General features: G+C 44.7%; 4 protein-coding genes. All 4 read right to left on the bottom strand.

All coding sequences use genetic code 11. The features are described 5' to 3' along the window. Positions 1 to 168: 168 nt before the first annotated feature. Positions 169 to 720, bottom strand: coding sequence for a hypothetical protein (locus BN587_RS04030; RefSeq protein WP_021719866.1), 552 nt, complete (start codon positions 718 to 720; stop codon positions 169 to 171). 228 nt (positions 721 to 948) lie between these two features. After that, positions 949 to 1,440: a hypothetical protein gene (locus tag BN587_RS04025; protein WP_021719865.1), complete on the bottom strand. Its 492-nt coding sequence runs from the start codon at positions 1,438 to 1,440 to the stop codon at positions 949 to 951. Next, the gene (locus BN587_RS04020) at positions 1,433 to 1,627 is read right to left on the bottom strand and encodes a hypothetical protein (RefSeq protein WP_021719864.1); all 195 of its coding nucleotides are present in this window, start codon (positions 1,625 to 1,627) and stop codon (positions 1,433 to 1,435) included. The genes BN587_RS04025 and BN587_RS04020 overlap by 8 nt, the downstream gene beginning before the upstream one ends. Further along, positions 1,624 to 2,442, bottom strand: a complete 819-nt coding sequence (locus tag BN587_RS04015; RefSeq protein WP_021719863.1) for a 4Fe-4S binding protein — start codon at positions 2,440 to 2,442, stop codon at positions 1,624 to 1,626. The genes BN587_RS04020 and BN587_RS04015 overlap by 4 nt, the downstream gene beginning before the upstream one ends. Positions 2,443 to 2,488: the final 46 nt, after the last annotated feature.

Raw genomic sequence — 2,488 nt, 5'->3', positions numbered from 1 at the left:
TTCATAATATATTCCTCCAAAAAATAACTTGCAGACATTTTCAGCTTTGCTGTTGATTTGATTTTATCATTATTGAGGAGGGTTAGCAAGCAAGCAGCTTGTACAATGTCAACAGATGAAAATACAATTTATCTGCTTTTGAAAAATCTGTTAACCGTTACGTCTTTCCTATTTTTTCTGCAGCTTAGCAACACTTTCCTCAGGCATCTGCATAGCCTCAGCAACATCAGCCACGCTCATGCCTTTAGCCAGCAGGCGTTTGGCAATAGCTTCATTCAGGCTTCCCTGCTCCTGCAACTCATGCAGATAGCTTGCACGAATTGCCATAGCCTCCTTTTCGACAGCAACCTTGTCACCGACAACCTGTTGAGCAATTTCATGGCAGATTTCATCCTTCAGCTTTTGGTAATGACCATCGAGAATACGGGTATCTGCAGGTGTGTGATTAACATAGCTTGCTCTGATAGGCATTTCATCATTCTCATTAGTGCTTTTATTGTGTAAAAGATACGCTCCCAGCTCATGTAAAACTTCTTCTTTTAAGGCTTGATAATGTGCATCTATAATACCGTAATCATCCATGTTATAATTCACGAAGCTTGACCTTATCGGCATTTCTGCATTTTCTGTATGCAGCTTGCTGCCGAGCAGACGCTCAACTATTCCTTTACGAATCTCGTTTTTCACTTCTTGTTGATTTTTCTTAAACTCTTCAGCCATAATATAAGCCTCCTTTTGACATCAGCAGCTATCATAACTGCTTTTGCGCACCAAGACAACAGTCTTCAAAGCAATTAATTATATATATCATTTAACTACTTTTTTCATCTGCTATTCTAGCACCATTCTGAATTGATTGCAAGAAAATTTAAGAATACATCTTTATTGTATTTAAAACAAAAAACTGCAGGCAGAACTTCTGCCCACAGCTTAAAAAACATATTAATCTTACTTCACCCGTGAATTGATTACATCAATAACAACAGTTCCGTACAAGCCCTTTGCGTCATAGAACTTTATTTTCCCCTGCTGCACATTTCGCTGCTTTAACTGCTCCGGTGAAAAATACAGCTCGGCACTCACTGACATCTGTCCCTTGTACTGCTTTATCATCTCGTCAGACGCCAGCTTTTTCCACAAGCCTTTCTTGCTGCTGCGCGACAGCAACAGCTGCAGGCCCTCGCCCTCGCAGCGCAGCTGCGCTTGCTTATCCTCCGGCAGCAGGCGTAAATATAAGGTATAGATATTAGGCTGCAGCAAATATTTCAGCTCGCCCTCCTTGCCCAGGTCTATCCGGCAATGCACCTCCTGCCCCCGCGCCAGCTTAGCACGGAAATAGTGCTTGTCATAATTATTTTCGCTGCGGAAAAACACCAGACCGACCATTACAGCCGCCATCAAAAGAAAGGCAGCTGCACGCTTCAACACTTGTTTATTCATGCTGCACCACCCCGCTATGATAACGTTTGTAAATTGCCTTCCCTGCCAAAAGCAGTAAAGCAACAATTCCCGGCGCGCAGTTCAAGCTGCAGCTGCCGCAAATACCTGTACAACCTGCTCCCTGCGTAGTAATGCCGCTGACGGGAATTCCCATTGCCGCAATAAAATTTATCAGCTTTGTTTTCATACGCGTTTCCTCCCGTAGCTGATAGCCTGCACCGGGCAAGCATGCTGACATACACCGCAGCAGATGCAGTTATGCTGGTTAATATGCGCTTTGCCTTCAGCAAGCTCTGCAGATTCCATCGGGCACTTCTTTTCGCACAAACCACAGCCTATGCATTGGTTTTTGTCTACCCGCATGCGCAGTACAAACGGCAGCCTGCAGCCTATGGCATGCATCAGTCCCTGCGCTGCACCTACCGGGCACAAAAAATTACAGAAGCCGCGTCCACCCTTAGTAAAGATACCAAAGACAAGCACCCACATAATTGCTGTCAGCAGCAGACTGGAGGTCAGCGAAATAAAGTAACCCTGCATATAGTAGTTGGCAAGTAAATCAAACAAAAAGAAATTGCAATAGGAGCATGCCAGAATACCGCCGAAAAAAGGCACCAGACAAAAGCCTGCCAGCATACCATAACGAATAGGCGCAATTTCTATATAACGGTGCCAGCTGATTTTAAATTTGGACGGCACCAGCTTCGACAGATATTCAGTAAACGCTCCTGCAGGACAAAGCCTGCCGCAAAAAACAGGCCCCAGGAAGAAGGCTGCCACCAAAAGCAGCAGGGTGCTAAGCATGCTGATGGATGTCAGCCGCCAAATTATTCCGTCTAAAATATGCTCTATCGGTATACGAAAGCAAAGGCCGTGAATACTCTGCGGCTGCCAGCTGCCGTAAAGCAAATAGAACAGGCAGCGCTGAAAGAGCGCTACCGGCGCATAAAACAATATAAAGCCAAGAGCATAGCCGGTTAAACGTTTAAGGTTATATAACATAGGCAATCACCTCGATAACAAATAGGGATAGGGTAACTCAAACACC

Source organism: Phascolarctobacterium succinatutens CAG:287, from assembly GCF_000434895.1.
GTDB lineage: Bacteria > Bacillota > Negativicutes > Acidaminococcales > Acidaminococcaceae > Phascolarctobacterium_A > Phascolarctobacterium_A succinatutens_A.
This window is presented reverse-complemented; position numbering and strand designations above follow the sequence as displayed.

Bases quoted from the DNA above. Each gene is read 5' to 3' on its own strand.
- BN587_RS04025 (WP_021719865.1), bottom strand. From the start codon at position 1,440: ATGAATAAACAAGTGTTGAAGCGTGCAGCTGCCTTTCTTTTGATGGCG.
- BN587_RS04030 (WP_021719866.1), bottom strand. From the start codon at position 720: ATGGCTGAAGAGTTTAAGAAAAATCAACAAGAAGTGAAAAACGAGATT.
- BN587_RS04015 (WP_021719863.1), bottom strand. From the start codon at position 2,442: ATGTTATATAACCTTAAACGTTTAACCGGCTATGCTCTTGGCTTTATA.
- BN587_RS04020 (WP_021719864.1), bottom strand. From the start codon at position 1,627: ATGAAAACAAAGCTGATAAATTTTATTGCGGCAATGGGAATTCCCGTC.